This window comes from Actinacidiphila sp. DG2A-62, from assembly GCF_035825295.1.
Lineage (GTDB): Bacteria > Actinomycetota > Actinomycetes > Streptomycetales > Streptomycetaceae > Actinacidiphila.
The window spans coordinates 5,851,558-5,876,970 of sequence record NZ_JAYMGI010000002.1; the positions used below are offsets into that span (position 1 = coordinate 5,851,558).

The window sequence follows — 25,413 nt, forward strand, 5'->3', positions numbered from 1 at the left end:
GTCACATTAGAGGCGGTTTCGCCCCCGCGCATAAGTGATCCTTATCGCTTACCTTGATGCGACTTTGACAGCGAGGGCTCTTTCCCTGCACCCTTTTGACCATGTCGCAGCGCCTCGTCAGCCCCACCTTGCGCGTCAGCATCGAGCTGGCGCTCATCGGCGTGACCGCGCACAGCGTCGCCGACGTGCACTGTCGGTGATCACTTCGCGGTCCGCCGCGTAGAGGCCAGCCCCCCGGCCGCCTCCGCCCCGGCTCGCGCGGCCGCGCCCACCCGTGCGCCCCGCGCTCCCCTCCGGCGCCCCGGCGCCGTCCCCCTCGGCATGCCTGCGAACCAGGCCCGTGAAAGGTTCTACGATGCGTCACTTGTCCGCCCCGTCCCGCCGTCTGGGCGCGATCGCCATAGGTCTGGCCCTTGCCGGAGGGGCCGTCGCCTGCGGCCCCAAGAGCGGCGACGACGCGAAGTCCGGGGGCGGCGACGGCGCGCCGCACAAGGGCGGCACCCTCTACGTGCTCAACAACCAGGCGCAGGAGGACTTCGACCCGGCGCGCCTCTACACCTCCGGCGGCGGCAACATCCCCTCGCTGGTCTACCGGACCCTGACCACCCGCAACCGCGCGAACGGCGCGGCCGGCTCCAAGGTCGTCCCGGACCTCGCCACGAACACCGGCGAGCCCAGCGCGAACGCGACCGTGTGGACGTACCACCTCAAGGACGGCCTGACCTACCAGGACGGCAGCCCGATCACCACCGCCGACATCAAGTACGACATCGAGCGCTCCTTCGCGCCCGAACTCTCCGGCGGCGCCCCCTACCTGCGGGACTGGCTGGTCGGCGCGGCAAACTACCAGGGCCCGTACAAGGACCCGAAGGGCCTGGCCTCGATCCAGACGCCGGACGCGAAGACCATCGTCTTCCACCTGAACAAGCCCGAGGGCGAGTTCCCGCTGCTGGCCACCCAGACGTCCTTCGCCCCGGTGCCCAAGGCCAAGGACACCGGCACCAAGTACGCCGAGCACCCGGTCTCCTCCGGCCCGTACGTCGTGGTCAGCAACCAGAACAACGGCGAGCACATCGTGCTCAAGCGCAACCCGCACTGGTCGCCGGCCACCGACTCGCAGCGCAAGGCGTACCCCGACGTCATCGACGTGCAGTCGGGGCTGGACCAGGCCGTGATCAACCAGCGGCTGGCCTCCGGCGTCGGCAAGGACGCGGACGCGATCACCACCGACACCAACCTCGGCCCGGCCGAACTCGCCAAGATCACCGGCGACAAGGCCCTGGCCTCGCGGGTCGGCACCGGCCACTTCGGCTACACCGACTACATCGCCTTCAACCCCAAGGTGAAGCCGTTCGACGACATCCGGGTGCGCGAGGCCATCGCCTACGCGATCAACCGCACCACCGTCATCAACGCGCAGGGCGGCTCCTCGCTCAACGAGCCCGCCACCACCTTCCTGCCCCCGCAGGCGTCCTTCGGCTACACGCCCTACGACCCGTTCCCGGCCGGCCCGACCGGCAACCCGGCCAAGGCCAAGGAACTGCTGAAGCAGGCCGGTTACCCCCACGGACTGACCGTCAGCCTCACCCACGACGTCACCAAGGGCGACGAGCAGGGCCCGGAGGTCGCCACCGCCATCCAGGAGGCCCTGAAGGCCGCCGGCATCACCGTCAAGCTCGACGGCGAGGAGCACAACGCCTTCAGCGACAAGGTCCACAACGTCTCCACCGAGCCCGGCTTCTTCCTGGCCGGCTGGGGCGCCGACTGGCCGTCCGGCGGCCCGTTCCTCGGCCCGATCTTCGACGGCCGGCAGATCGTCAAGGACGGCGACAACTTCAACAACGCCCAGCTCAACGACCCTTCGGTGAACAGCGAGATCGACGCGATCAACAAGATCACCGACCTGAAGGCCGCCGCGGTCCGCTGGGGGGCGCTGGACAAGAAGATCGGCGCCCAGGCGCTGACCGTGCCGCTCTACCACCCGGTCTACAAGCGGCTGTTCGGCAAGAACATCAAGAACGTCGTGATCAGCGACTGGACCGGTGTGCTCGACGCCTCCCAGGTCGCGGTGAAGTGACGCCGTGACGCTCGAAGCGATATCCGCCGTCGAGGCGGGGGCGGGCGTCCAGGCGTCCGCCCCCGCCTCGGGGGCGCGGCAGGTCTGGCGGCGGCTGCGCGGCCGGCCCGCCGCGCTGGCCGGCGGCGCGGTCATCGTGCTGCTGGTCCTGGTCGCGCTGGGCGCGCCGCTGCTCGCCGCGATCGAGGGCCAGGACACCACCACCTACCACGCCGACCTGGTCGACTCCGCCTCCGGCGGCGTCCCGCTCGGCCACCTCGGCGGCATCGGCGGCAGCCACTGGCTGGGCGTCGAACCCGGCACCGGGCGCGACCTGTTCGCCCGCATCGTCTACGGCGCCCGGGTCTCGCTCGGCGTCGCGATCGGCGCGACCGTCCTCCAGGTGCTCATCGGCGTCGCCCTCGGCCTCGCCGCCGGGCTCGGCAACCGCTTCGTCGACGGCCTGCTCAGCCGGATCACCGACGTCTTCGTGGTGATGCCCGCGCTGATCCTGGCCATCGCGCTGCTCGCGGTGGTGCCCGGCAGCTTCCCCCGCCCGGTGCTGCTGACCCTGGTGCTGGGCCTGCTCGCCTGGGGCGGCTTCGCCAAGATCGTCCGGGCCCAGGTGCTCGCCCAGCGCTCGCTGGACTACGTGGCCGCGTCCCGGCTGGCCGGCTCCTCGCGCTGGCGCACCGCCCGCCGCGAACTGCTGCCCGCGCTCGTCGCGCCCGTGCTGACCTACGCGGCCGTCACGCTGCCCACCAACATCGTCTCCGAGGCGGGCCTGTCCTTCCTCGGCATCGGCGTCACCCCGCCCACGCCGTCCTGGGGCCAGATGCTCTCCAGCGCCACGACCTGGTACCAGGCCGACTCCGCGTACGTGATCATCCCGGCCGCGCTGCTGTTCGTGACCGTGCTGGCCTTCACCGTCTTCGCCGAGGGCGTGCGCGCCGCGCTCGACCCGCGCACCGCCAGCCGCGTCAACGTCGGCAGGAAGCGCACGCGGGCCGAGCGGCAGGAGACGGCGGCCGGCACGGCGGTCGGCACGGCGGCCGGCGACGCGTCGGCCGCGGGAAAGGGCGCCCGGTGATCCCGTTCGTGCTGCGCCGCGTCGTCCAGGCGGTGCTGGTCCTGCTGGCGCTCGCCGCCGTGCTCTACGCGGTCTTCTACCTCGCCCCCGGCGACTCCGCGCGGCTGGCCTGCGGACCCAAGTGCTCCACCGCCCAGGTCGACCAGATCCGCGTCCAGATGGGCCTGAACGACCCGGTCTACCAGCAGTTCTGGCACTTCCTGCAGGGCGTGCTGACCGGCCACACCTACAGCACCGGCACCGGCACCCTGCACTGCCCCGCGCCCTGCCTCGGCCAGTCCTACCGCAGCGGCGAACTCGTCACCCACATCATCGCCCAGAAGCTGCCGGCCACCGCCTCGCTCGCCGTCGGCGCGATGGTGCTGTGGCTGGTCATCGGCCTGGGCACCGGCATCGCCTCGGCGCTGCGCCGCGGCGGCGTCACCGAGCGGCTGCTCACCGGCTTCACGCTGGTCGGCGTCGCCACCCCGGTCTTCATCACCGGCATCGTGCTGCTGCTGGTCTTCTGCTCCTGGCTGCAGTGGCTGCCCTACCCGTCCTACGTCTCGCTCACCGACGACCCCCAGCAGTGGGCGTGGAACCTGCTGCTGCCGTGGCTCGCGCTGGCCCTGGTCGAAGCGGCCAAGTACGCCCGGCTGACCCGCTCGGCGATGCTGGAGACGCTCGCCGAGGACCACATCAGGACCTTCCGCGCGTACGGCGTCAGCGAGCGCGCGCTGGTCTGGCGGCACGCCCTGCGCGGCGCGCTCGCCCCGGTGATCGCGCTGTCCGCGCTGGACCTCGGCACGATCTTCGGCGGCGCGCTGCTCACCGAGACGCTCTTCGGCATCCCGGGCCTGGGCCAGCAGCTGGTGCAGGCCGTGCAGTCGAAGGACCTGCCCATCGTCGTCGGCATCGTGCTGGTGATGGGCCTGGCCGTGGTGGTGGCCAACGCCGTCGCCGACGTGCTCTACGCGATCGCCGACCGGAGGGTGGTGCTGGCATGACGACGCCCGAGGAGTCCCGCGGCGAGGTCCGCGAGCCCGCGGCCCAGTCCGCGGCCGAGGCCGCAGCCGGAGCGGCCGAGTCCGTGGCCGGACGGACGGCCGTGTCCGCGGCCGGGCAGGCGGCCGGGGCGGCCGAGGCCGCAGCCGGAGCGGCCGAGTCTGCTGCCGGGCACCTGGTCGAGGTCGCGGACCTGCGGATCGAGTTCCCGACCGAGAGCGGCCCGGTCACCGCCGTGGCCGGCCTCGGCTTCACCCTCGCGCCCGGCGCCGCGCTCGGCCTGGTCGGCGAGTCCGGCTCCGGCAAGAGCGCCACCGCCTACGCGCTGCTCGGCCTGCACCGCGGCACCGGCGCGAAGGTCACCGGCACCGTGCGGGTGGCCGGCACCGACGTGCTGGGCGCCTCCGACGCCGAGCTGCGCCGGCTGCGCGGCGGCACCGCGGCCATGGTCTTCCAGGACCCGCTGTCCTCCCTCGACCCGTACCAGGCGATCGGCGACCAGATCGCCGAGGTGCACCGCGTGCACCACCGCGTCTCCCGGTCCGCGGCCCGCGCCCGCGCGGTGCGGGTGCTCGACCGGGTCGGCATCGCCGACGCCGCGCGGCGGGCGCGGTCCCGGCCGCACGAGTTCAGCGGCGGCATGCGGCAGCGCGCGCTGATCGCCATAGCGCTGGCCTGCGAGCCGCGCCTCATCGTCGCCGACGAGCCGACCACCGCGCTCGACGTCACCGTCCAGGCGCAGATCCTGGACCTGCTGCACGAGCTGCGCGCCGAGGAGGGCGTCGGCCTGCTGCTGGTCACCCACGACCTGGGGGTGGCCGCGGGCAGCGTCGACGAGCTGCTGGTGCTGCGCGACGGCGCCCCCGTCGAACGCGGGCCGCTGGCCCGGGTGCTGGCCGCTCCGGCCGCCGACTACACGCGGGCGCTGCTGACCGCGGTCCCGCGGCTGGACGCGGGGCCCACGGGCCGTACCGGGGCGGACGCGGCGTCCGCGGGCCGTGCGGGGGGCGACGCGGGCGCCGAGGTGCGTGAGCCGGTGGGTGCGGCAAACACGAGTGCCGAGGTCCGCGAGTCGGCCGGCGCGGCGGACACGAGTGCCGAGGTGCGTGACCCGGTGGGCGCGGCCGGCGGCGGTGGCGGCTCCCGAGGGGACGAGCTGCTCGTGGTGTCGGGGCTGAGCCGGGAGTTCGGGCCGGCCAGGCACCGGGTGCACGCGGTCCGCGACGTGGACCTGACGCTGCGCGAGGGCGAGACGCTCGGCGTGGTCGGGGAGTCCGGCTCGGGCAAGACCACGCTCGGCCGGATGCTGGTCCGGCTGCTCGACCCCAGCGCCGGCCGCATCCTCTACCGCGGCCGGGACATCGCGCCGCTCGGCGACCGGGCGCTGCGCCCGCTCCGCCGCGAGCTGCAGATGGTCTTCCAGGACCCGGTCTCCTCGCTCAACCCCCGCCGCAGCATCGGCGAGTCCATCGCCGACCCGCTGCGGGCCGCGGGCGCGCTGACCGACAAGGAGATCCGCGCCCGGGTGCGGGAGCTGCTGGAGCGGGTCGGGCTCGACCCCGACTGGTACCGCCGCTACCCGCACGAGTTCAGCGGCGGGCAGCGCCAACGCGTCGGCATCGCACGGGCGTTGGCCCCGGCGCCGAAGCTGGTGGTGTGCGACGAGCCGGTGTCCGCGCTGGACGTGACCACGCAGGCCCAGGTGGTCGCCCTGCTCGGCGAACTGCAGCGCGACCTCGGCCTGTCGCTGATCTTCATCGCGCACGACCTCGCCGTCGTGCGCCAGGTCAGCGACCGCGTCGCGGTGATGCGCGGCGGCCGGATCGTGGAGACCGGGACGGCGGCGGAGGTCTACGACGCGCCGCAGGACCCGTACACCACGTCGCTGCTGGCCGCCGTGCCGGTGCTCGACCCGGCCGAGGCCGCGGCCCGCAGGACCGGCCGCGCGGAGCTGCGGAAGGCGACCGCAGCGGCACCATAAGCCGCCCCAACGCCCCGCGTTGGGAGAAGTTACGTCTCTTCACCCCTTTTGGTGGCGCGGCGGACAACCGTCCGTCGCGCCACCGTCGTTGCGGCATACGGTCGTCGCGTTCCGCCGGGATCGGGGCCGGAACCGGGTGTCGCACCCGGCGGCCCGGACCCGGACGCCGAATCAGCACCGGGTCCAGAACCCGGCACGCCGTACAGGAAGAGGGTGCACTCGTGCGCATCGCGCTGCTCACCGAGGGTGGCTATCCGTACGCGCGTGGTGAGGGCGGTGCGTGGTGCGACCGGCTCGTCCGCGGGCTGCCGCAACACGACTTCGACGTCTACGCGTTGAGCCGCTCAGCCGCGACCGAGGCGGGCGGCGCGGTCCCATCGCCGCGGAACGTGAAGCGGTTGCGCACCGCACGGTTGTGGGGACCGCCCGACCCCGCGGCGTCCGCCCCCGCGCCCGAGCGCGGCAGGGCCGCCCGGCGGGCCAGGACGGCGGCGTTCCGCTGGCACTTCGGCGAGCTCGCGGCGGCCCTCGCGGGTGGCGCGACCGAACGGGCCGAACGGGCCGACCGGTTCGCCGCCGGACTGTACGGACTGGCCGGCGCGGCGGCCGAACACGGCGGTCTGGCCGAGCAGTTGCGCGGCGACGACGCGATCGCCGCGCTGGAGGCCGCCTGCCGCGCACCCCGGGTGCGCCCGCTGCTCGCCGACATCACCGTCACCGAACTGCTCACCGCGGCCGACCTGTTGGAGCGCCAACTGCGACCGCTGGCGCTGCCCTGGTACGGCGACGGGGAGTTGGCCGCGGCCGACCTGTGCCACGCCGCGTCCGGGGGCCCCGCGGCCCTTCCCGGCCTGCTGGCCAAACGGTTCTGCGGTACACCGCTGGTGGTCACCGAGTACACCGTCCGGCTGCGCGAGGCGCTGCTGGCCCACCGCGCGGCCGGACTCACGCCCGCGGTACGGCTGCTGCTCGGCGACTACCACCGGCTGCTGGCCGGCGAGGTCTACCGGCGCGCCGCGCTGATCACCCCCGGCTCCACGCACGTCCGCCGCTGGCAGGAGCGGTGCGGGGCGCCGCGCGAGCGGATGCGGACCGTCCACCCGGGCATCGACGCGGCGCGGTTCGCCCGCGCGGGCGAGGCGGCCGAGGCGGAAGCGGCCGAGGCGGTGGCGCGGAGCGGACAGCCGGCCGACCCGCGCGCTCCCGTCGACCCCGTCCTGGTGTGGGTCGGCCGCCCCGACCCGGCGAAGGACCTCATCGCCCTGCTGCACGCCTTCCACGCGATACGCGCGGAGGAGCCGGGAGCGCGGCTGCGGATCTTCCTGCGCAGGGGCGGGGGAGCGGGGCCGGCGGCGCGCCGGCGGTCGTCGGCGGCGCGCCGGCGGTCGCCGGGGACGCGGCGGCGGGTGTCGGCGGCGCGGCCGGTGGCGGCGGGGCGCCGGCCGCCGGGACGGGCGCGGACGCGGACCCCGCGGCGCGGTACCTGGACCACTGCCGGGCGCTGGCCGCGCAGCTCTTCCCCGACGAGGCGGAGAGCGCGCACGCGGTGGGGGAGAGCCCGGTGACGTTCGAGGAGGTGGGCTCGCCCGCGGCGCCCGACCTCGCGGACGCCTACGCGGCGGGCGACGTCGTGGTGCTGTCCAGCAGCGCGGAGGGCTTTCCGCTGAGCCTGGTCGAGGCGATGTTCTGCGGGCGCGCGACGGTCTCCACCGACGTGGGCGCGGTGCGCGAGGTCATCGGCGGTACGGGGCTGGTGGTGCCGCCGCGCAACCCCCGGGCGCTGGCCGGTGCGGCGCTGTCGCTGCTGCGCGATCCCGAGCGGGCCGCCCGCCTCGGCGCGGCGGCCCGCGAGCGTGCGCTCGCGCTCTTCACGGTCACGCGCTGCGTGGAGGCGTTCCGCGAGGGCTACCTCGATGTCGTGGCCCACCACGCGGTCGCCCGCGAGCCGCTGACCGGCCCCGCGGGCGCGGCCCGCCCCTTCGCGGCCCCCGCGGAGTCCTGGTCGCCGACCCCCCTGGCTCCCCTCACCCGCCGCGCCGACGTCCCCGCTCCCACTCTCGAAGGTCCCCGCCGATGACCACGCACCCGACCTCTGCCGAATCGATTCCCCACGTCGCCCCGGCGCTCCCGCCGGCCCCGCCCCGGCCTCGACCGTGCCGCTCCCGGCCGCGCCGGAGGGGCGTGGTGAGGGATCGGCGCCCCTGTCGCGGGTGGCTGGGCGGGGGACGGCCGTGGGGGGCGAGGAGACCGGCTCGCGTGGAGCCGGTGAGCGGGGCGATGTCGGCCCCGGCGCCGGGCGTCGGGACGGAAGTCGGGGCGGCGTCGAGCGCGGCGCCGCGCGTCGGGAGGGGGAGCGGCTCGGCGTTCAGGGGACGCGGGGGCGCGGAGCCAGCGCGGGGGCCCGGCGCCGGGGTCCCGCCGACCCCGTGAGAGGCGTGATGCACGCCCACCGCGCCCTGCTGGCCCACGCCACCGACCCCTGGGAGATCACCGCCGGCCTCGAAGCCCAGGGCCTCACCGACACCGACGCCCACCGCCTGCGCCACCGCGACCTCTTCGGCCTCGCCGAGGAACTCTTCGCCCGCGCCCCGCGCTCGCGCCCACCCGCCCCGGCCGCCGGGCGCCCCGCGCCCGCCCCGGAGCGCGCCAAGCCCTGGCCGGCCGCGCGCACCGCCGCCGCCCACCTGCTGCCCGCCGCCGTCTGCGCCGCGGCCACCACCGCGCCGCACCCCCACCTGCTCGCCCCCCTCCTGCTCACCCCCGCCGCCGCGGCCGTCACCCGCCGCGGTCCGCTGCGCGCCGCCACCGGCCCCGGCGCGGCCTGGGCCGCCGCCCTGCTCGCCCTGACCCTGCCGCGGCTGAGCCGCCCCGACCTCATCGGCCTCGCCGCCACCCTGCTGCCCGCCGCACTCGCCGCACGCTGGTTCGCCGTCCGCGCCCGCGCCCAGCTCGCCCCCAGCCACGGCCTGTCCGACTTCGCCGACGCCGTCCGGCCGCGGCTGGCCGCCGCCCTCGCCGGGTACACCGCCGTGCTGCTCGCCGCGGTCGGCGCGAGTGCGCTGCCGCTCGCCCTGGGCGCGCTCCTGTTCACCGCCCGGCTGCTCGCCGTGCACCGCCGCCCCGCGCCGGCCGCCGCGGGCCTCGCCGCGGCGGCCGGCGTCGCCGTGCTGTCGGCGCTGGCCGGCCTTCTCGGCCTGCCCGGCGCCGGCCCCGCCGGGCCGGCCGCCGCCTGCGCCGCCGCGGCCGTCGCCCTGGCCGTCCGGGCCCTGCGCCTGCTGCCCCGCGCCTCGGCCCACCACCCGACCTGATCCACGCACCACCACATGGGAGAACGTCACATGAGAGTCCTGCTGCTCGGAGCCGACGGCTTCCTCGGCCGGCACGTCGCGGAGCGGCTGCTCGCCGACCCCGCCGTGCAGCTCACCGCGCTCGGGCGGAGCGACGACGCCGACGTGCGGTTCGACCTGGCCGGCGGCGCCCCCGGCGTCCTCGCCCGGTTCCTGGAAGCCGTGCACCCGGGCGTCGTGATCAACTGCGCCGGCACCACCCGGGGCAACGCCCGCGACCTGACCCGGCAGAACACCGTCGCCGTCGCGACCGTCTGCGAGGCGATGCGCCGCAGCTCCACCGCCGCCCGTCTGGTGCAGCTCGGCTGCGGCTCGGAGTACGGGCCGTCCCAGCCGGGCGCGTCCACCGGCGAGGACGCGATGCCGCGCCCCGGCGGCCCGTACGGCGTGAGCAAGCTCGCCGCCACCGAACTCGTCCTCGGCTCCGGCCTGGACGCGATCGTGCTGCGCGTCTTCAGCCCGGTCGGCCCCGGCACCCCGACCGGCGCCCCGCTCGGCCGCATCGCCGAGGCGCTGCGCCGGGCCATGCAGAACGGCGACGGCGAGCTGAAACTCGCCGGGCTCGCCGTGCAGCGCGACTTCATCGACGCCCGCGACGTCGCCCGCGCGGTGCACGCCGCCTCGCTGTCGGCCGCGCAGGGCGTGGTCAACATCGGCAGCGGCCGCGCGGTCCGGCTGCGGGACATGGCCGCCGCCCTCGCGCACGTCGCCGGCTTCGAGGGAGTCCTGCACGAGATCGACGAGGGCCACCCGCAACAGGGCCAGCCTCCGTACCCCGACGGATGCGGACTGTGGCAGCAGGCCGATGTCCGTACCGCCCGCGACCGGCTCGGCTGGCGCCCGCGGATCGGCCTGGAGGAATCCCTCGCCGACGTCTGGATGGAGGCGGCATGCCGCGTCTGATCCCCTCCTCGCTCCGCCCGCCCGCGCCGCCCTCCCGCGACCGCACCGGTTTCGGCGTGCCCGCCTTCGCCCACCCGCTGGTCGCGCCGGCCGAGTGGGCCGAACTCGCCCGGCCCGGCGCCCCGCTGCACTGGGCCGCCTTCGACGTGCACCGCGGCCCCGGCACCCGGGCCGACCCGGTCTACGCCGACGCCCTGGCGCGCATCCGTGAGAACCGCGTCCCGGTCCTCGGACTGCTGGACTGCGCGCACGGCACCCGGCCGTTCGGCGCGCTGGTCACCGACGCCTCCCACCACCTGGACTGGTACCAGGTCGACGGCTTCTACCTGGACCGCGCGCCCACGCTCCACTCGGAGCTGGCCGAGTGCCGCCGGGTGGTCAGCACGCTGCGGGCCATGCTGGACCGGGACCGCTCCCGCGAGCAGCGCGCCCCCGGCCCGGTCGTCCTCGCGCCGGGCGCCTACCCGCACCCCGGCTACGCGGAGGCCGCCGACCAGCTCGTCGTCTTCGACGGGCCCTGGACGCGCTACCGCTGGTCGGAGGCGCCCCAGTGGTCCGCGGCCTATCCGCCGTCCCGCTTCGCGCACCTGGTGCACGGGCTGCCGGTCACCCACCTCGACACCGCGCTGCGCATCGCCCGCTGGCAGGGCGCCGCGACGCTGTGCCTGACCGACCGCACCGACCGCGACGGCGCCGACCCCTGGGCGGGCCTGGCCGGCTACTGGCACGAGGCGGTCCGCCGCGTCACCCGCTGACCCGCACCGGCCCGGACGCGCCGCCGCCCAGCATGTGACCGGAAAGTGTCTCGGCCCTCGGACCGGGTGTCTTGGAATGAAGACGGCCGTGGCACTGTTGCAGAAGCAGGGCCTACGGGCTGCCGCCCGTTCGTACTGTCTGATGACCGACCAACCGTATTGCTGAGGTCTCTGTGTCGCTGCCACCCCTGGTCGAGCCGGCCTCCGAGCTCACCGTTGACGAGGTCCGCAGGTACTCGCGTCACCTGATCATCCCCGATGTGGGCATGGACGGGCAGAAGCGGCTGAAGAACGCCAAGGTGCTGTGCGTCGGCGCCGGCGGCCTCGGCTCGCCGGCCCTGATGTATCTGGCCGCGGCCGGCGTCGGCACGCTCGGCATCGTCGAGTTCGACGAGGTCGACGAGTCGAACCTGCAACGCCAGATCATCCACAGCCAGGCCGACATCGGCCGCTCCAAGGCCGAGTCCGCGCGCGACTCGGTCCAGGGCATCAACCCGTACGTGAAGGTCGTCCTGCACGAAGAGCGGCTCGAAGCCGAGAACGTGATGGAGATCTTCTCCCAGTACGACCTGATCGTGGACGGCACCGACAACTTCGCCACCCGCTACCTGGTCAACGACGCGTGCGTGCTGCTCAACAAGCCGTACGTCTGGGGCTCGATCTACCGCTTCGACGGCCAGGCGTCGGTCTTCTGGTCCGAGCACGGCCCCTGCTACCGCTGCCTGTACCCGGAGCCCCCGCCGCCGGGCATGGTCCCGTCCTGCGCCGAGGGCGGCGTCCTCGGCGTGCTGTGCGCCTCCATCGGCTCCATCCAGGTCACCGAGGCGATCAAGGTGCTGGCCGGCGTCGGCGAGCCGCTGGTCGGCCGGCTGATGATCTACGACGCCCTGGAGATGGCGTACCGCACGGTCAAGGTCCGCAAGGACCCCGACTGCGCGGTCTGCGGCGAGAACCCCACGGTCACCGAGCTGATCGACTACGAGGCCTTCTGCGGCGTCGTGTCGGAGGAGGCCCAGGAGGCCGCGCTCGGCTCCACGATCACTCCCAAGCAGCTCAAGGAGTGGATCGACGACGGCGAGAACATCGAGATCATCGACGTCCGCGAGCCGAACGAGTACGAGATCGTCAGCATCCCCGGCGCCAAGCTGATCCCGAAGAACGAGTTCCTGATGGGCTCGGCGCTGGAGCACCTGCCGCAGGACCGGCGGATCGTGCTGCACTGCAAGACCGGCGTGCGCAGCGCCGAGGTCCTCGCGGTGCTGAAGTCGGCGGGCTTCGCCGACGCGGTCCACGTCGGCGGCGGCGTGATCGGCTGGGTCAACACGATCGAGCCGCACAAGCCGGTGTACTGACCGGCACGGCGCCGTGACCGGCGCCCCGCGTGAACGGTAAGGGGCGGCCCCCATGGGGTGCCGCCCCTTACGCGTGCCGCGCGTCGTGCCCGTGCCTCCGGCCGGGTTCGCGCTCAGCGGTTCACGGACTGGTACTCGTGGACCGTCACCGGGCGCGGGTCGTCGATGACGCCCTCGGGCAGCGGATGCGGACCGCCGCCGTCGGAACCGGTCCACCGGACCGTCCACGTGGCCGTCACGTCGAGCGCGAACGGCGGCCGGTTGTCGGTCGAGCGCAGATACGTCACACCGCACGGCGGGTCGGCCTTCGCGTCGCCGCTGTACGGTGCGCCGACCGTGCCGTCCGCCGCGATGGCGCAGTCCCCGCCGGCCGGGAAGACCTTCGCGTCCGGCGTGCCCGGCGTGATGTGCACGCTGGTCGGCGTGGCGGTGGTCTGCGCCCAGATCTGCTGCCCGCCGCCGAGGTCCACGGAGGCGCGGACGGACACCGGGGAGTAGTTCTCCTTGAGCCACACCCACGTGGGCAGGTTCACGGTCTGCGTGTCGACCGGATTCGTCTCGATGGTCACCCCGGGCACGTGCGTGTGCGCATACGCCAGCTCGGACAGCATCTCCGGGGTGATGACGTGCTGCGTGCCCGCCGGCGGGCGATCCCCCGCGGCCACCCAGAACGGCAGCGTGCCGTTGCAGTCGAACCGGTGCGGGCTGTCGGAGTCGGGGTTCTCGACCGGGCCCCAGAACATGCCCTTGCCCTGCTGATCGAGGTTGAAGTCCTTGTACCCCTTGCCGCCGCCCTCCCAGGTGTAGTTGTCGGAGTAGTGCCGCCGCAGCTCGTCCATGGCCTCCAGCGCGTAGTTCGCCTGGCCGGGCACGTCGGTGTTCTTCACCTCGTCGAGGATCATCTGCTTGAACGACGCCGGGTCCGCGATCGGCCCGATCCAGCACGGCGGCGGGGTCCAGGAGACGTCCGTCGACACCAGCGGCTTCGCCGTGCCGTCGGGCTTGCCCGACGGGTAGGTGTAGGTCACGACCTGCGCCCTGGCGCCGAGGTCGCCCTTGCCGTCGCCGGTGCCGCCGCTGCCGGAGGAGTTCCTCGACGTGCCGGTGAAGGCGTAGCCGGGCCCGGCGGCGCACAGGATCGCGACCGCGGCGAGCACCAGCGCGCGCCGGACCACGGCGGAGGATCTCATTGCTTGCATGCGAGGGACTGCTCCTTCACGGTCACCGCGTGCGCCTGCCAGATCGCGTGCGCCGCCGGAAGCTTGACCATCACGATGTCGTAGGAGACGTAGTTGCGGTCGTCCGCGCCGGTCACGTGGACCTTCCCGGTGGCGACCTCCTTGCTGTACAGCTTCGACTGGTTCTCGCACAGCTTGACGTCCACGGAGCCGCCGCCGGAGACCGTGGTGAGCACCGGCTGGTAGTAGGCGTCGGTCCCGGTGACCGTCAGCTTCTCCTTGACGTTCTCCTGCACGAAGTTCTGCGCGTAGGCGAGCGCGTCGTCGGCCGCGTACGCCCGCAGCGGCGGGTCGTTCCTGTTCTGCTCGGTGACCGCGTGGTCGATCGCCTGGAGGTAGTCGGCGGCGGCCGACAGGGCCGCTGCCTGCGTGGCGTCGGCCGGCGTCGGCCAGGTGAAGGTCACCTTCAGGTCCGCCGGGAGTGCCAGCGCCGGGTCGATCTTCAGCGGCGCGGACGCCGATGTCGGCGTGGGCGCCGTGGTCGCCGGGGCGGCCGTCGCGGTCGGGGTCGGCGTCGCGATGGTGGCGGAGTCGTCGGAGCCGCCGCCCCCACCGCACGCGGTCAGCGTGAGCGCGGCCGTCGCCGCGAGCGCGGCAGTGGTCACAGCGGTACGGGCTCGCATCGTCGAAGGCTCCCGGTCGGTCGTCGAGGGAACCCGACGCGCCGGCGCGGCGCCGCAGCGGCTCTGGTCCCCGTATGCCAGAGCCCCCAGCCTAGCGAAGGGGCTTTGGCGCGGCGGTGTCCGGTGCGTGGGAATCTGGTCACGGGCATGTCACGTCCCGCGAGGACGCGGCACTCCGCGTCCGGCGTCACGTCCCGCGGGGAACGCCCGGAGCGCTCCCCGCGGGACGTGTGCCGCCGGCGCCGGCTGACCTCGGCCGAGGTGAGCCGACGCCGGCCGACCTCAGCTCACTTCAGTGCGCGCGCCGGGATCGAGTAGATCCCGCGGCCGTGCGTGGCCGCGTAGATCCGCCCGTCCGGGCCGGACTTGAGCTGGAGCACCGCCACCGCCGGCAGCCGGCCGACCCGCTGCCAGGCGCCGCGGTGCGGCGCGCGGTAGACCGTGCCGAGGTCGGTGGCCAGCAGCAGGCCGCCGTTCGGCAGCGCCAGCAGGCCGTTGGTCGGCACGTCGGGCAGGTTCGCCGAGACGTCCTTCCACGTGGTGCCCGCGTCGGTGGACTCGAAGACGTGGCCGACGCCCGCGCCGGGCCCCTCCGTCCACTGCCGCGAGAAGCCGTTGACGGCCAGGTAGACGTGCGAGGAGTTGGCCGGGTCGATCGCGAAGCCGGCCAGGTAGCGGTTGGGCACGGTGCCGTCCACCGGCAGCGCCACCTGGTGCCACCCCGCACCGTCCGCGTTCCCCACCGCGATGCCGCGGGTGAAGCCCTGGTTGTTGCACGGGCCGCACCACGCCGCGTAGACCTTGCCGCCCTGCGCGGCGACCGCCGTCGCGGTGTGGCCCTCGCCGAGGTCGAACGCGTCGGTCCACTGCGAGCCGCTGCGGATCGCGTAGCCCTGCGTCTGCACCCACACGTGCCGTCCGCCGGCGATCCACGTGTCGCCGTCCTTCGTGTCGACGGTCAGCGGCGCGGTGAAGCGCGCCTCGCCCGTCGCGTTGTCCGGCGGCGCCACGGCGTAACTCGTCGCCTTGGCCGGGTCGTCGACCCACGAGCCGTCGTTGACCGCGCAGTTCTGCGTGACGTTGATCGCCAGGTAGACGTACTCCTGGGCGATGTCGCAGCCGTTCGCCGGGTTGGTGAGCGTGTCGCCGCCGTCGCCGCCGAAGTTCGAGCCCATCACGCGGTCGCCGGGGCGCAGGATCGACTGGCCGTTGTCCTGGAGGCCGCCGTTCACCGCCACGCCGCGGCCGGAGGGGTCGGCGCCGACGCCCACCGAGTAGTACTGCAGCGTGTCGATGGTGCCGTCGTTGGTGGACACCCAGTCGGTGGCGTGTCCGTCGGCGTCCGCGGAGCCGTTCAGCGGCCGCTTGTACACTCCGCCGTCGTCGCCGACGTAGACGTACGACCTGCCGTGGTAGCTGCCGACGGCCACCGCGTGCTGGTCGGCGTGCGTGGTCGGGTGGCAGTCGCCGCTCTGCCGCGAGGGGTCGATGCTCCAGCACGGGAAGTCGAAGTTCCAGTACGGGCCCACCGCCGACCACGTCGCGCCGCCGTCGGTGGTCTCGAAGACCTCTTCGAGGCCGGCGTAGACGTGGTCCGGGTTCGCCGGGTCGACCTGGAGGAACTCGTTGTACCAGGCCTGCACGCCCGGCATGAAGCCCGGCTCGTCCAGCGCCGAGCCGGAGTCCGCGAGCTTCTCGGTGTCCGCCAGCTTCGTCCAGTTGCCGAACGGGTCGCCGGAGCGCGAGACGTAGATGCCGTCCAGATTGCTGTCCGGGTCGGTGTTCAGCAGCTCGGGCGACTGCACGACCGCGTAGTACCGCGAGCCGTCGCGGGACCGCGCGAAGGTGACGTTGCCGACGTCGTCCGCGCCGGTGGGCAGCGCGCCGAGGCCGGTCACCCGGGTCCAGGCGCCGTTCACCTTGCGGTAGTAGCCGTTGTAGTCGTCACCGCTGCGCCAGCCGATGGCCAGCAGGACCTTCGACGGGTCGCGCGGGTCGATCGCCACGTCGTTGGCGATGTTCTTGTACGGCGCGTCCGGGTCGGTGGCCTGCGAACCACCGGGCAGGAACGCCGGGTTGGGCGCGTACTCCAGCTTCCACGGCCCGCGCAGGTCCGTGGTGGAGTGGCTCCACACGCCGTGCGTGGTCGACGCCCACACCGTGTCGCCGCCGAACCGCAGGGTGTGGATCGACGTCGAGTCCAGCTCGCTGCCGCCGACCCGGTCGCGCTCGGTGAAGACGCCGTGCCGCGGGTCGGCGAGCACGTAGACGCCGCTGCCGAGGTACGCGTCCGCGTTCGTGGTCGCCTCGCCGGTGCCCAGCCACAGCCGGCCCCGGCCGTCGAGCGCGAGCGAGCCGGTGGCCTGCGCCGGCAGCGCGTCGCTGATCGGCTGCCAGTGCCCGCCGCCGGTGGCCGAGCGCCACACGCCGCCGCCGGCGCTGCCCTCGTACACATAGCCGTGGTCGTCGGCGGCCAGCGCCGCGGTCCGGCCGGTGACCAGACCGGCGCCGCCGCTGGAGTTGGAGTCGATGTCGCGGTAGCGCGGGTCGTCGGAGTTGTACGGCAGCCCGGTCACATGGGTCCACGAACCGCCGGTCGCCGGCAGCGCGTTGAGCTGGTTCCAGGCCGCGGTGTAGGCGCCCGGCCGCAGTGTGCCGGGCGAGGTGCGGGCCTCGGCGAACTGGTCGGCGCCCTCGGCGATCTCCTCGGCCTCGCCGCCGTCGTCGTCGCCCCCGCCGTCCCCGTCGGTCACCGCGGCGCGGACCGCGGCGTCGAAGGACCGGGGGTGGGTGGCCGGATGGCCGGGGACGCGCCGGCCGGCACGGCGATCAGCGCGGCCAGCGCGGTGACGGCCGAGACCGTCGCCCATCGTCCATGACGGGTGAGCCATCGTCTCTTACGGGTGAGCAGGTGCAACGGGACCTCCCCGAGCGAACACGGATTGAGCGGTTCGCACCGAAGCGGATCACGCGCCGCAAAGCAACTGTCCGGCGAAATCGCAGATTTGACGGAAATTTTGGCAAGGACCTGCCACGCTTGCCGGGCTCGGCGCGGCTACAGCCGCCCCTTGCGGGTCAGGTGCGTGAAGGACAGCCAGCCCGGCAGCACCGGCAGCCAGAAGGTCAGCAGCCGGAAGAACAGCACCGCCGGCGTCGCCACTTCCTTGGGCAGCCCCGCCGCGATCAGACCACCGGTCAGGGCGAGTTCGACCGCGCCGACCCCGCCGGGGGTGGGCGCCGCGGAGCCCAGCGCGTTGCCCGCCAGGAACACCACCGCGATCGCCGCGTAGCTCAGATGCCCGCCGAACGCCCGCACGCAGCCGTCCAGGCAGATCACGAAGCACACCGTCAGCATCAGCGTGCCGCCGATGCCCGTCACCAGCTTCGCCGGGCGCTGCAGCACGTCCAGCATCCGCGGCACCACGCCCGCGAACAGCGCCCGCACCCGCGTGGAGACGAACCGCCGCAGCGCCGGCACCGCCGTGACCACCAGCACCAGCACGCCCGCGGTCAGCAGCCCCGCCATCACCGTGCGCGAGGGCGAGAGCGTCGGCGTCTTCTCGGTGCCGGTGATGTAGCCGAAGGTCATCAGCAGCACCACGTGCGAGCCCAGCCCCACCAGCTGCGAGGCGCCGACGCTCGCCACCGCCAGGCCCGGCCGCACCCCCGCCTTCTGCAGGTAGCGGGTGTTGAGCGCCACGCCGCCGACCGCGGCCGGCGCCACCAGCTTCACGAACGACCCGGCGACCTGCGCCAGCACCGTCCGCACCAGCGACAGCCGCTCCGGCACGAAACCCGACAGCGCGCACGCCGCCGCCACGTAGCTCGCCGCCGAGCCGAGCACCGCGACCACCGCCCAGCGCCAGTCCGCGTTGAGGATCGCGTCGCCGATCGGCACCGAGCTGAGCTGCGACAGCAGGAAGTACGCGGCGAACGCGCCCGCGATCACCGTCACCAGCGTGCGCGGCTTGATCCGCTCCAAACGCACCGGCTCCACCGGCGCCTGCGGGCGGATCAACAGCACCTGCTGGCGGATGCGGGACAGCAGGTCCTCCTCGCGGACCTCCTCCAGCGCGTCCTCTATGGCCCGCTTCTGCGCCTTGTCCTCGGCCTTGCGTTCGGCCTTGGACGGCGCCTTGGCCCCGCCGGCCGCACCGGCGGCGCCCGCCTCCGTGGCCCCACCGGACGCGCCCGCCGCGGCGCCGGCCGCACCGTGCCGCGCGCCGGCGTCCGCGCTCCCGGCGCGGGCCGTCACCCGCTCCGCCCCGGCCGCGTGCGCCGCGGCCTCGGCGGTACGTTTCAGCTCCCGCGCCTCCTTCTCCCGCGCTGACGCCGCGAGCACCGCCTCGCGCTCGCGCTGCGCCCGCTCCCGGCCCAGCACCTTCAGCTCGCCGCGGGTCGAGCGGCTGAGCGCGATCGGCTGGAGCAGCGGCAGCGAGTCCGCCACCGCGTCCGGGCCCAGCACCGCGACGCCCGAGGCCACCGCGCGTTCCGGGCCCACCCGCAGCGCCAGCGTCGTCAGCAGCTGCGCGACGTCCATCCGCAGCACGATGTCGCCCGCCGCGATCTCGCCGCCGCGCAGATCGGTCAGGAAGACCCGGCCGTTCCGGTCCACCAGCAGCGACTCGCCCTCCAGCCGCCGGTGCGCGATCCGCCGCGACTGCAGCGCCCGCACCTGCGTCCACACCTCGCGCAGCAGCCCGTCGGTCAGCTCCTCGTCGGCCAGCGCGTCGAACCTGCGGCCGCCGATGTGCTCGTAGACCAGCATCACCGCGTCAGGGCCCAGCTCGGAGGTCGCGATCAGCTTCGGCGCGTTCGCGCCCGCCGCGATCGCCGCGTAGGCGAGCAGCGCCTCCTGCTCCAGCGCCTGCCGCAGCGACAGCAGGCTGCGCCGCTGGGTGATGCCGCCCACCAGCGACAGCCGCCGCCACGCCCGGTAGAAGAAGCCCTGCGCCTGCTGCTCGCGGTCCACCACCGTCACGTCCAGCGGCGGGCCGTCCTCCAGCGTGACCAGATACTCCCGGCCGCGGTCGGACTCGGGGTGCTCCGGGCCGGCGGCCGCGCGGTGCTCCACCCGCCGCGCGGTGAGCGGCGCGAACCCCACCCGGCGCAGCCCCGCCAGCAGTTGGTGCCCGGTCGGCCGCACGTTCGGCGACCCGACCGCGTAGATCGTGCCGTACGCGACGGTCCAGCCGATCAGCACGGTCAGCGCGATCGAGAACGGCGTGGTGTAGCCGCCGACCAGCACCGCGAAGGCGTCCAGCAGCAGCACGAACCACAGCGCCACCCGCCAGCGCGGGCGCTGCGCCATGCCGACCGCCGTCACGTACGCGATCACCGGCGCGAGGTAGCCGTGCACCGGGTCGGTCATGCCGGTGCCGCCCGGCGCGTTGTGGGACAGCGCCTCGCGGATCGGGGCGGGCGCGGAGTTGCTCACCCACAGGTCGGTGGCGAGCGCGGTGCCGTGCGCGAGCACGGCGGCCAGCACGCCGTCGGCGATCCGCAGCCCGTCCCGCTTGACCAGCCGCTCGACGGCGAACGCCACCGGCACGATCAGCACCGCCACGCTCGCGGTCAGCCCGGCGAACGACGACAGCGCGTCGGGCGCGTGGTCCGCGCCCTTGGTGATGTCGGTCTCCAGGCCGCTGGTCGTCGCGTGCGCGAAGCCCGCGATGGCCAGCACGACGGCCAGGCCGAGCAGGCCGAAGCAGAAGCGGACCAGGTCGGCGGGCCGGTGCACGCGGGCGGCGAGCAACGGCTCGTCGCCCGAGACCGGCATCCGCGTCGCACCGGATTCGCCCTCGCCCTCGCCGCCGGGGGACAGCCGTCCGGGTCGTCAGCGTCCCCCGGGCCGCCGGACCCGGAGCCGGGGGAGCCGGCGGAGTCGCCTGAGCGGCGGGATCCGCCGGGGCCGGTGGGGTCGGGGGAGTCGCCGGGGCCGGGGGCGGCGCCCGTGCTCGCCGGGGTGGTCGCGCCGCGCGTGCTGCCCGAGCCGTCCGTCCGCGGGCGGGCGCCGTGCGCTCCGGCGGGCGCGGCGTCCCCGGGCAGCACGCGGGAGGCGCCGGCGGCCTCCCCGGCCTCCTGCGCGCCCGTCGTGTCCCCCGTGGTCTCTTCTTGATCCCGTATCACCAGTCACCGCCCGGACGATGGTGGCACGCTCGGTCTCCGGATGGCACCGGAACCCCCTGGTGTCGGCGGTCTGGGGCAGGATTGTGCGGATGAGCGAGGAGTACGACCCTTCGGGGGGCGCGGCGCACGCCGGCGCGGGCGGGCCGGGCGGCGCGGACGGGCCGGACGGGCCGGGACGGACGGGTGAGACGGGCGAGACGGGTGAGACGGACGGCGGGGACGGGACGGACGGGCCGGGCGGGCCGGGCGGGATGGACGCGGGCGACGCGGAGGACGCCGTCGGCGTGCCCGATCCGTACGCCGAACGCGTGCTGGACGCCGTCGAGCTGATCCCGCCCGGGCGTGTCATGACCTACGGCGACGTCGCGGAATGGCTCGGCGAGGGCGGTCCGCGTCAGGTCGGCCGGGTCATGGCGCTCTACGGCGGCGGCGTCCCGTGGTGGCGTGTGGTCCGCGCGGACGGCAGGCTGCTGCCCGGCCACGAGCCCTCGGCGCTCGCCGAGTACCGTGCCGAGGGCACGCCGCTGCGCCCCGGCGGACCCGCCGCCGAGGGCCACGTGCCCCGCCTCGACATGCGGCGCGCCCGCTGGGACGGCCGGGACGGCGCCGGCGAGGGGTGACGGCCGGTAGGTCATGTCATCCAGCTTCCGCCATGGGGGCTGTGGGCATGCCGACGTCCGTCCGTACGGAGTACATTCCCTGACCACCACGAAACCGGCCAACCACGTGAAGCCCTCTTCCTCTTCCCCAGCCTCCCCGGCGTCGTCCTCCGCGCCGCGGACACCACCCGCGGGTGAGGCGTCCGCGGCGTCCGCGCCGTCTCCGGCGCCCGCGGCGGGCGACGCCCGCGCCGTCGGGGTGCCGCGGGCGCGGGCGGGGTCGGGGTCGGGCTACCGGCTGGTCCTGCCGCCGGTCCGCACCGCACCGCCCCCTGTGCTGGACGCGGCACAGCGCCGGGTGGTTGAGCACCCCGGCGGCCCGCTGCTGGTCCTGGCCGGACCCGGCACCGGCAAGACGACCACGCTGGTCGAGGCGGTCATGGCCCGGGTGCGGGCCGGCACCCCGCCGGACCGGGTCCTGGTCCTGACCTTCGGCCGCCGCGCCGCCGCGGAGCTGCGCGACCGGATGGCCGCGCGGGCGGCCGCCGCGGGCGGCGCCCAGCCGGGGGGCGGGGCGCCGACCGCGTCGGGTACGTCCTCCGGCTCGGGTACGTCCTCCGGCTCGGGTACGTCCTCCGGCTCGGGTACGGCGCCCGGTCCGCGGACATCCTCCGGTGCCGGCGCTGCTCCCGCCGTCGGGTCGCCGGTGGAGGCGCCGCGGGCGATGACGTTCCACTCCTTCTGCTACGCCCTGCTGCGCGCCGAACAGGAGCCCGAGGCGTACGCCGAGCCGGTCCGGCTGCTGTCCGGCCCCGAGCAGGACCTGCTGGTGCGCGAGCTGCTGGCCGGTGAGGCGGACCTCATCCGGTCGGGCCGCGCCGAGGTGCGCTGGCCGGAGGACCTGCGCGCGGCGCTGACCACGCGGGGGTTCGCCGACGAGGTGCGGGCGGTGCTGGCGCGCGCCCGCGAGCTGGGCCTCACGCCCGCGGACCTGGGCGCCTTCGCGCGCCGCGCCGGGCGCCGGGACTGGGAGGCGGCGGCGGGGTTCCTCGGCGAGTACCTCGACGTGGCCGACCTGATGGGCGTGATCGACTACACCGAGCTGGTGCACCGCGCGGTGCGGCTGGCCGAGCGGCCCGAGGTGCACGCGCGGCTGCTGGCGCGCTACGACGCGGTGTTCGTCGACGAGTACCAGGACACCGACCCCGCGCAGGTCCGGCTGCTGCGGGCGCTCGCCGGACAGGGCCGCACGCTGGTCGCGTTCGGCGACCCGGACCAGTCGATCTACGCCTTCCGCGGTGCCGACGTGAACGGCATCCTCGACTTTCCCGCCGACTTCCCCGGCCGCGACGGCCGCCCGGCGCCCGTGGTCGCCCTCACCGCGTCCCGCCGCTCCGGCGCCGTGCTCCTCGACGCCACCCGCCGGATCGCCGCGCGCATCCCGCTGCGTCGCCCGCCCGAGCACCGCGCGCTGCGCGCGGCCCGCCCCGGCGGCCGGATCGCCGTGCGCACCTACCCCACGCCCGGCGCGGAGGTCGACTCCATCGCCGACGTGCTGCGCCGCGCCCACCTGGAGGACGGCGTCCCCTGGGCCGACATGGCCGTCCTGGTCCGCGCCGGCGCCGCGATCCCCGCGCTGCGCCGCGCCCTGACCACCGCGGGCGTCCCCACCGACGTCGACACCCAGTCCGCCCCCCTCCACGCCGAACCGGCCGTCGTCCCCCTCCTCACCGCCCTCCGCCTCGCCGCGACCTGGCCGTCCGGCCCGGAGAACACCGCCCCCGGGGAGGCCGAGGCCTCCGGTGAGACCGAGGGTCCCGGCGAGGTCGCGGCTTCCGGCTCGGGAGAGGACCCGGCGACCGGCGCGTCGGGCTCGGACGGGCTCGGCTCCGGCGGCGTCGACGGCACGGGCGGCACCGGGAGCGGCACGGGGAGGGGGACGGGCGACGGCATGGGCGGCGGCACCGGGAGCGGCACGGGCGGCGGCACCGGGAGCGGCACGCGGGCGTGGCCGGGGAGCGTGGAGCAGGCGATCGAGTTGCTCGTGTCGCCGCTCGGGGGGATGGACTCCGCGGACCTGCGGCGGCTGGGGCGGGCGCTGCGGGAGGAGGAGCGGGCCGCCGGAGTCGCGGTGCCGCGGCCCTCCGACGTGCTGATCGCCGAGGCGCTCGCGCGGCCGGAAGCGCTGGTCGCACACGACCCGGCGTACGCCCGCGGCGCGCAGCGGCTGGCCCGGCTGCTGCGGCAGGCGCGTGACACGCTCGCCGCCGGCGGCACCGCGGAGGACGCGCTGTGGCGGCTGTGGGACGGCTCCGGCTGGGCCGCGCGGCTGGAACGGGCCGCGCTGCGCGGCGGCCCCGCCGGCCGCAACGCCGACCGCGACCTCGACGCGGTGTGCGCGCTGTTCGAGACCGCCGCGCGCGCGGAGGAGCGCACCGGAGGCCGCGGCGCCCTCAACCTCATCGAGGAGCTGTCCGGCTACGACATCGCCGCCGACACCCTCGGCGCCCGCGCCGTCCGCCCCGAGGCCGTACGCCTGATGACCGCGCACCGCGCCAAGGGCCTGGAGTGGCCGCTGGTGGTCGTGGCCGGCGTCCAGGAGGGCGTCTGGCCCGACCTGCGCCGGCGCGGCTCGCTGCTGGAGGCGGACCGGATCGGCCGCGACGGCATCGCGCCGCCGCTGAGCCAGGGCGCGCTGCTCGCCGAGGAGCGCCGGCTGTTCTACGTCGCCGCGACCCGCGCCCGCGACCGCCTCCTGGTCACCGCCGTGCGCTCCGCCGCGGACGACGGCGACCAGCCCTCCCGCTTCCTCGCCGAACTCGGCGTCGAGCCCGAGCACGTCACCCACCGCCCGCGCCGCCCGCTCGCCGTCGCCGCGCTCGTCGCGGAGCTGCGCGCCACCACCGTCGACCCGGACGCCGCGCCGGAGCTGCGCGAGGCCGCCGCCCGCCGGCTGGCCCGCATGGCCGCGCTGACCGACGACGGCCACCCGCTGATCCCGGCCGCGCACCCGGACCGCTGGTGGGGGCTGTACGAGCCGACGCGCTCCGCGGTGCCCCTGCGCGACCGCGACCAGCCCGTCGCGCTGTCCGGCTCCGCGCTCGAGCAGCTCGCCAACACCTGCGCGCTGCAGTGGTTCCTCGGCCGTGAGGTGCGCGCCGAACCCCCGGCCACCGCGGCGCAGGGCTTCGGCAACGTCGTGCACGTCCTGGCCGACGAGGTCGCCTCCGGCCGCACGCCCGCCGACCTCGACGTGCTGATGGCCCGGCTGGACTCGGTGTGGGACGCGCTGGCCTTCGACGCGCCCTGGAAGTCCCGCCAGGAGAAGGAGAACGCCCGCGCCGCGCTCGAACGCTTCCTGCGCTGGCACGTCATGGAACGCGGGCGCACACCGGTCGGCGCCGAGCACGAGTTCGCGGTCACCCTGGACGCGGGCGACGTCCAGGTGCGGGTGCGCGGCAGCATGGACCGCGTCGAGACGGACGCGGAGGGACGCGCGTACGTCGTCGACTTCAAGACCGGGCGGGCCAAGCCGACCGGAGCGGAGGTCGCGCGGCATCCGCAGCTGGCCGTCTACCAGCTCGCGGTGCGCGAGGGCGCGGTCGACCCGCTGTTCGGCGGGGAACGCCCGGCGGCGGGCGGCGCGGAGCTGGTGCAGCTGCGGATCGGCGCGGCGCGGCGCGACGGCGGGGACGCGCTGCCGGCCGTCCAGCGGCAGGAGCCGCTCGACGGCGACTGGGCCGGCGAGCTGCTCGCGTCCGCGGCGGGGCGGGTGCTCGACGAACGCTTCACGCCTTCCGCGGGACAGCACTGTGCCCACTGCGCCTTCCGCGCGGCCTGCTCGGCCCGCCCCGAGGGCCGCTCCACTGTCGACTAGCGCCGACCCCCTTCTCCCTCCTCAGCTCCGCGCTGTGCGTCGCCCCAGCCGGGCGCGGGGGCTGCGTTCGATGCACCGCTGGCGCCGCGTGGGTGGCCGGCCCGGCCCGGCCCCGTCTGCCCCTCCTCGCCGGTGGCGACCCGCGGGTCGTGTGTGGCTGGTCGCGCAGTTCCTCGCGCCCCTGGGGGGTGGGCGTTGAGCGTGTAGGGCCCGGCCCCGTCTGCCCCTTTGGGCCGGTGGCGACCCGCGGGGTCGTGTGTGGCTGGTCGCGCAGTTCCCCGCGCCCCTGGCGGGGCGTCGAGCGTGTAGGGACCGGCCCCGTCTGCCCCTTTGGGCCGGTGGCGACCGACGGGGTCGTGGGTGGCTGGTCGCGCAGTTCCCCGCGCCCCTGGGGGGTGGGCGTCGAGCGTGTAGGGAGCGGTCGGATCGGTCCCTTTGGGGTGGTGGCGGCCGTCCGGCGCTGTCTGAGCGCCTGAAGT

At 75.3% G+C, this 25,413-nt stretch carries 15 protein-coding genes and 1 pseudogene; 12 read left to right on the forward strand and 4 right to left on the reverse strand.

Annotated features, from left to right (window positions below):
• Positions 1-101 precede the first annotated feature (101 nt).
• The 10 genes and pseudogenes from VSR01_RS26350 (at position 102) to moeZ (ending at position 12,468) form a co-directional block, all read left to right on the forward strand.
• Positions 102-200: an Ms4533A family Cys-rich leader peptide gene (locus VSR01_RS26350; protein ID WP_326451594.1), complete on the forward strand. Its 99-nt coding sequence runs from the start codon at positions 102-104 to the stop codon at positions 198-200.
• A gap of 155 nt (positions 201-355) precedes the next feature.
• Positions 356-2,077 carry an ABC transporter substrate-binding protein gene (locus tag VSR01_RS26355; RefSeq protein ID WP_326451595.1) on the forward strand — a complete coding sequence of 574 codons (1,722 nt, stop codon included), beginning with the start codon at positions 356-358 and terminating at the stop codon, positions 2,075-2,077.
• Between the two features lie 4 nt (positions 2,078-2,081).
• Positions 2,082-3,146 (forward strand): ABC transporter permease, encoded by a 1,065-nt coding sequence (locus VSR01_RS26360; RefSeq protein ID WP_326451596.1) that lies wholly within the window; start codon positions 2,082-2,084, stop codon positions 3,144-3,146.
• Positions 3,143-4,132, forward strand: a complete 990-nt coding sequence (locus VSR01_RS26365) for an ABC transporter permease (RefSeq protein WP_326451597.1) — start codon at positions 3,143-3,145, stop codon at positions 4,130-4,132. Before VSR01_RS26360 ends, VSR01_RS26365 begins: the two co-directional genes overlap by 4 nt.
• Entirely contained in the window at positions 4,129-6,111 is a 1,983-nt protein-coding gene (locus VSR01_RS26370) for an ABC transporter ATP-binding protein (RefSeq protein ID WP_326451598.1), read from the forward strand. Before VSR01_RS26365 ends, VSR01_RS26370 begins: the two co-directional genes overlap by 4 nt.
• Before the next feature lie 221 nt (positions 6,112-6,332).
• Positions 6,333-8,188 (forward strand): annotated as a pseudogene (locus VSR01_RS26375) (DUF3492 domain-containing protein).
• Positions 8,189-8,537: 349 nt separating this feature from the next.
• The gene (locus VSR01_RS26380) at positions 8,538-9,419 is read left to right on the forward strand and encodes a hypothetical protein (protein WP_326451599.1); all 882 of its coding nucleotides are present in this window, start codon (positions 8,538-8,540) and stop codon (positions 9,417-9,419) included.
• Positions 9,420-9,449: 30 nt separating this feature from the next.
• Positions 9,450-10,361 carry an NAD-dependent epimerase/dehydratase family protein gene (locus VSR01_RS26385; RefSeq protein WP_326451600.1) on the forward strand — a complete coding sequence of 304 codons (912 nt, stop codon included), beginning with the start codon at positions 9,450-9,452 and terminating at the stop codon, positions 10,359-10,361.
• Positions 10,349-11,116 (forward strand): spherulation-specific family 4 protein, encoded by a 768-nt coding sequence (locus tag VSR01_RS26390; RefSeq protein ID WP_326451601.1) that lies wholly within the window; start codon positions 10,349-10,351, stop codon positions 11,114-11,116. Before VSR01_RS26385 ends, VSR01_RS26390 begins: the two co-directional genes overlap by 13 nt.
• Positions 11,117-11,289: 173 nt before the next feature.
• Complete coding sequence (moeZ, locus tag VSR01_RS26395) at positions 11,290-12,468, forward strand: adenylyltransferase/sulfurtransferase MoeZ (RefSeq protein WP_326451602.1); 1,179 nt, start codon at positions 11,290-11,292, stop codon at positions 12,466-12,468.
• A 113-nt stretch (positions 12,469-12,581) separates the two neighbouring features.
• On the opposite strand, the gene VSR01_RS26400 is transcribed toward moeZ, so the two are convergent.
• From VSR01_RS26400 to VSR01_RS26415, 4 genes are all read right to left on the reverse strand, one after another.
• Positions 12,582-13,667 (reverse strand): hypothetical protein, encoded by a 1,086-nt coding sequence (locus VSR01_RS26400; protein ID WP_326451603.1) that lies wholly within the window; start codon positions 13,665-13,667, stop codon positions 12,582-12,584.
• Positions 13,655-14,311, reverse strand: a complete 657-nt coding sequence (locus tag VSR01_RS26405; protein WP_326451604.1) for a hypothetical protein — start codon at positions 14,309-14,311, stop codon at positions 13,655-13,657. The genes VSR01_RS26400 and VSR01_RS26405 overlap by 13 nt, the downstream gene beginning before the upstream one ends.
• A 305-nt stretch (positions 14,312-14,616) precedes the next feature.
• The gene (locus VSR01_RS26410) at positions 14,617-17,082 is read right to left on the reverse strand and encodes a glycosyl hydrolase (RefSeq protein ID WP_326451605.1); all 2,466 of its coding nucleotides are present in this window, start codon (positions 17,080-17,082) and stop codon (positions 14,617-14,619) included.
• A 302-nt stretch (positions 17,083-17,384) separates the two neighbouring features.
• On the reverse strand, positions 17,385-20,108 hold the full coding sequence (locus VSR01_RS26415) for a lysylphosphatidylglycerol synthase transmembrane domain-containing protein (RefSeq protein WP_326451606.1): 2,724 nt from the start codon (positions 20,106-20,108) through the stop codon (positions 17,385-17,387).
• A gap of 439 nt (positions 20,109-20,547) precedes the next feature.
• On the opposite strand from VSR01_RS26415, the gene VSR01_RS26420 reads away from it, so the two are divergent.
• Complete coding sequence (locus VSR01_RS26420) at positions 20,548-21,078, forward strand: MGMT family protein (RefSeq protein WP_442785544.1); 531 nt, start codon at positions 20,548-20,550, stop codon at positions 21,076-21,078.
• Between the two features lie 277 nt (positions 21,079-21,355).
• A complete protein-coding gene (locus VSR01_RS26425) occupies positions 21,356-24,934 on the forward strand; it encodes an ATP-dependent helicase (RefSeq protein ID WP_442785707.1) in 3,579 nt (1,192 codons plus the stop codon).
• Positions 24,935-25,413: the final 479 nt, after the last annotated feature.

Coding starts and splice junctions, on each gene's coding strand:
- VSR01_RS26350 (WP_326451594.1), top strand. CDS start 102: ATGTCGCAGCGCCTCGTCAGCCCCACCTTGCGCGTCAGCATCGAGCTG.
- VSR01_RS26355 (WP_326451595.1), top strand. CDS start 356: ATGCGTCACTTGTCCGCCCCGTCCCGCCGTCTGGGCGCGATCGCCATA.
- VSR01_RS26370 (WP_326451598.1), top strand. CDS start 4,129: ATGACGACGCCCGAGGAGTCCCGCGGCGAGGTCCGCGAGCCCGCGGCC.
- VSR01_RS26385 (WP_326451600.1), top strand. CDS start 9,450: ATGAGAGTCCTGCTGCTCGGAGCCGACGGCTTCCTCGGCCGGCACGTC.
- VSR01_RS26390 (WP_326451601.1), top strand. CDS start 10,349: ATGCCGCGTCTGATCCCCTCCTCGCTCCGCCCGCCCGCGCCGCCCTCC.
- VSR01_RS26400 (WP_326451603.1), bottom strand. CDS start 13,667: ATGCAAGCAATGAGATCCTCCGCCGTGGTCCGGCGCGCGCTGGTGCTC.
- VSR01_RS26415 (WP_326451606.1), bottom strand. CDS start 20,108: ATGCCGGTCTCGGGCGACGAGCCGTTGCTCGCCGCCCGCGTGCACCGG.
- VSR01_RS26420 (WP_442785544.1), top strand. CDS start 20,548: ATGAGCGAGGAGTACGACCCTTCGGGGGGCGCGGCGCACGCCGGCGCG.